The following is a 4,034-nucleotide window of genomic DNA, read 5'->3' on the forward strand; positions in this document are numbered from 1 at the left end:
CGACGCCCGGATCCCGCGCTGGCAGCGGCGACGGTTCGGGAGTCGCGTCCTCGGGGTGTCCGGCCGAATCGACGAACTGCGTCGGATCGTCGGGACCAGCAGCGGCGTCGATATGCGGGGAGACGCCACCGTGTGATGTCGTCTCCGATGGTGTCGACGCGGTGGCGGCCGCCGGTGCATCGATGGCTGATGATGCGGTGGCGGCCGCCGATGTTTCAGCGGCTGGTGACGTGGTGGTGGCCGCCGATATATCGCTGGCTGCCGACTCTCCAGGAGTCGCTGTTACGTCAGTAGATTCCGTCGTGTCCGAATCCCTCTCGTGGGTCGTGGCCGTCGTCGTGGCCCCCGTCGGCTCTCCCGCAGTGGATTCCCGATCGGCGGCGGTCGCCGCTGGCGACGGTGAAGCGTTCGAGTCGCCGTTGCCCCTGCGTGCATACGTCGAGTCGGTGGACTCGTTTCGTAGCGGGTCCCGGACGACACTAACGAAGCCGGTCGCACCGCCGACCGCGGCGAGGATCGTCACAAGCGATAGCGGATCGCGGATCGTTCCGCCCTCGAGCGTGACGTAGCCGATCAGCCAGACGCCGAGCGCGCACGCGATGACGATTCCGATCGAGACCTTGGTCGCGACTCGCCAGCGCACGTCCGGAGAGACGTCGCGGCTGGCCAGCCAGCAGCCGCCGGTGGCAAGGCCGGTCGGCACGAGCAGTGAGACGAACAGTTTGAACGCGACGACCGGCTGCGAGACCGGCGTCTCGAGCGTCTGAACGATTCCGGCGATCGCGAGCGCGAGGCCCATCGCGACGATCACGGCGGTCGACTCCCCCCATCCCTCCCACTCGTACTGCGCGGGGGTGACAAAACGCATACCTCTCGGTTCCAGGGACTGTTATATAAAATGAACTGGTCAGGAAACGACGCGCTCCCGGATCGAACGCGATTGGGCTACAGATCGACGGCCATCATCACCTCGTCGACGTAGTGGCCGTTAAGTTTGTAGTGATCCTCGCGGACCGCTTCGGTCTCCCAGTCGTGCATCTCGAGGAACGCGATCGCCTCCTCGTTGGTCGACGGCACGCTCTGGTAGACCTTCTCGTACCCGTTGGAGCCGGCCCACTCGAGGCCGCGCGAGAGGAGATGCGAGCCGATGCCGTGGTCGCGGTACTCCTCGAGGACGCCGACGGTGAGTTCGGCGGTGTGGCTCAGCTTCTCTAACTCCGGGGCGTGAAGGTGGACCCAGCCGACGACATCGTCGTCGACCGTGGCGACGAAGAACATCCGGGACTGGAGTTCGTTGTGTCGGAGCAACGCGTTCTCGTGGTCGATCTCGTCGGCGACGCTCTCCGCTTCGATGTACGTTTTCTCCTCGGCGACCTGCCGGATCGCCCCGACGATCCCCGTCAGGTCCTCCTGGCGCGCCGGCCGGATGTGAAACTCGAGCGCTTCGGAGACGTACTCCTCTTCCGCGCCCGCGTCGATCGTGACTCTGAGCGTGCCGTCTTCCTCCTCGATTCGGCCGTCTCGCTTGAGGATCGCGACGTGGTGGCGGAAGCCGCCGGGATCGAGACCCAGCTGGTCTCGAGTCTCTTCGGGATCGACCGCTCCGCGGCGCTCGACGTACTCGTATATCTCTTTGCGGTCCACGTGGCCGAACTCGAGCGTCTCTGTCGACTCCATGCTGTTCGTTACCACGAGACAATACTTAATTGTTGGCCGACCGAATCGGTTCGGATCGAATCGTTCCGACGGTTGATTTCGGTAGTGAGCGTTCCGGGCGGTAACGTGTTCGGACCGATCACGGGTACACCTCATCTGTGGGAGTAAAGTACACATCATATGTGAGTATAATCTATCCATCAAAAATATATATTTACCATGAAGTAGTAGCTGGAAATAGGGCCCCATGAACCAATCACGGAGAACGTACCTGAAAATGGCGGCGGCATCGGCGGCGCTCGGTGGCGGCTCGATAGTCTCGGTAGTCAGTTCGGTGACGGCACAGACCGACGGCGGATCACAGTACGGCCTCGACGACGGCTTTAGCGATACCTCGTGGCTCGAGAGCGAGGACGTGCGCGTGATCACGATCACGGAACCGACGCGGAGTGCGGTCGAAGACGCCTTTCAGACGAGCGGCCCGCGACTGATAGTCTTCGAGACTAGCGGCACGATCGACCTCGGCAATCGCGCGTTGCAGATTACGGAAGACAAGTGCTGGGTGGCCGGACAGACGGCACCCTCGCCCGGCATCACGTTCGTCAAGGGGATGCTCCAGGTCGATGCCAACGACTGCGTCGTCCAGCACGTCCGCTCGCGAATCGGCCCCGGCAACGGCTCTATACAGGGCAATGACGCGCTCAATACCCAGGACGGCACCCGGAACAACGTCATCGACCACGTGTCGGCGTCGTGGGGCGTCGACGAGTGTCTCTCCGTGGGCTACGACACCCAGGATACGACCGTAACCAATTGCCTGATCTACGAGGGACTGTGGAACCCCTACGGCGACGAAGCCGATCACAACTTCGGGACGCTGGTCGGCGACGGCGCGTCGAACGTCACGCTAGCGGGGAACGTCTGGGCGAAGTGCCGCGGCCGACTGCCGCGACTCAAGAACGACACCGAAACGGTCGTCGTCAACAACCTCACGTACTTCTTCGACGAGTCGGCGAACGCTGACGGCTCCGCGGTCACGAGCTTCGTCGGTAACGTCTACACCGGGCTGACCGATACCGGCGATCCCGTCCTCGAGGGGACGCCCACGGCCTATCACCGGGACAACGTGACGGCCGATCCGGCGCTCGACGGCCAGTCGTTCGCGGAGGTCCCGAGTACGAGTTCGCCGCCGGTGTGGCCGAGCGGGCTCTCTGAACTGCCGTCGGGCGACGTCGAGCGTCACAACCTCGCGAACGCCGGCGCGCGGCCCGCCGATCGGACCGGCAACGACCGGCGGATCATCCAGGAGATCGGTGATCGCGCCGGTAACGATCGCCTCGGTTCGCCCTACGACTACTGGGTCGGCCACCACGACGAGGTCGGCGGCTATCCGCAACTGCCGGTGAACACGCACTCCCTCTCGGTCCCCGACAGCGGGCTGCGCGACTGGCTCGCGGAGTGGGCCAGTGCCGTCGAGGTCGGGGGATCGCCGCCTGGCTCCGGCGATGGCGACGATGGCGAAGACGGCAGCACGAGCGGCCCGATTTCGACGGGTATCTACGAGATCGCGAACGTCAACAGCGGCCAGCTGCTCGAGGTCGTCGTCGCCGACACGAGCGACGGCGCGAACGTCCAGCAGTGGCCCGGCAACGGCCATCCGACTCAGCAGTGGGATGTTGAGGATCTGGGCAACGGCGAGTACCACATCCGGAACGAAAACAGCGGCAAGCTCCTCGAGGTAGCGAACGCCGACACCAGCGACGGGGCGAACGTCCGGCAGTACGCACCCACGGGCTGTTCCTGCCAGCGCTGGCGGATCGTCGATACCGGCGGCGGCGAGTACGCGCTCGAGGCCGTCCACAGCGGCAAGGTCGCCGACGTCGAGGACTGGTCGACCGCGAACGGGGCGAACGTCATGCAGTGGCCCGATCGCGGCGGTGCCAACCAGCGCTGGACGTTCGAGTCGGTCTGAGCCCGCTCGCCCTTAAGACGGCAACTGGTACAGCCGGACGGCCTTCCACCGGTAGCTCCTCGACTCGGACGCGTGAGACGCCTCCGCGACGGAGGCACCAGCCATGGTATGCATCTCACGCATCCTATGATCGGCTCGAATCTGGTGGTTGCTGGCTGTGCACTCGCCCTCGCGGTCGCGATCGGTCTGGTGGCCCACGAGTGGGCACACGCGACGGTCCTTCGACTCGCTCGCGTCGAGTACTCCGTCTCCTATTTCCCCGGCCGTCCCGGCGGGATCGTCGCGCTGGTGACGACCCGTCCGTGGGCCGCTGTCTATCCTCGGCCGACCGGGAACGAATCGCCCTGGGCGCTGCGCCTCGCCGCACTCGCACCCACCCTCCTCGCGATCCCGGCCTTCGGACTGG

Annotated in this window: 2 protein-coding genes and 2 pseudogenes; 2 read left to right on the forward strand and 2 right to left on the reverse strand. The window is 65.1% G+C overall.

The window, feature by feature from the left end; translation table 11 throughout:
• A pseudogene (locus tag PGX04_RS19910) lies at positions 1–868 on the reverse strand (hypothetical protein); the annotation flags it as partial.
• A gap of 77 nt (positions 869–945) precedes the next feature.
• Positions 946–1,677, reverse strand: a complete 732-nt coding sequence (locus tag PGX04_RS19915; RefSeq protein WP_273740106.1) for a GNAT family N-acetyltransferase — start codon at positions 1,675–1,677, stop codon at positions 946–948.
• A gap of 256 nt (positions 1,678–1,933) precedes the next feature.
• Between PGX04_RS19915 and PGX04_RS19920 the strand changes: the two genes are divergently transcribed.
• Together PGX04_RS19920 and PGX04_RS19925 are read left to right on the forward strand one after the other, a co-directional pair.
• Positions 1,934–3,628 carry an RICIN domain-containing protein gene (locus PGX04_RS19920; protein ID WP_377043112.1) on the forward strand — a complete coding sequence of 565 codons (1,695 nt, stop codon included), beginning with the start codon at positions 1,934–1,936 and terminating at the stop codon, positions 3,626–3,628.
• A gap of 126 nt (positions 3,629–3,754) precedes the next feature.
• Positions 3,755–4,034, forward strand: a pseudogene (locus tag PGX04_RS19925) (hypothetical protein); the annotation flags it as partial.

This window comes from Natrinema soli, from assembly GCF_028618695.1.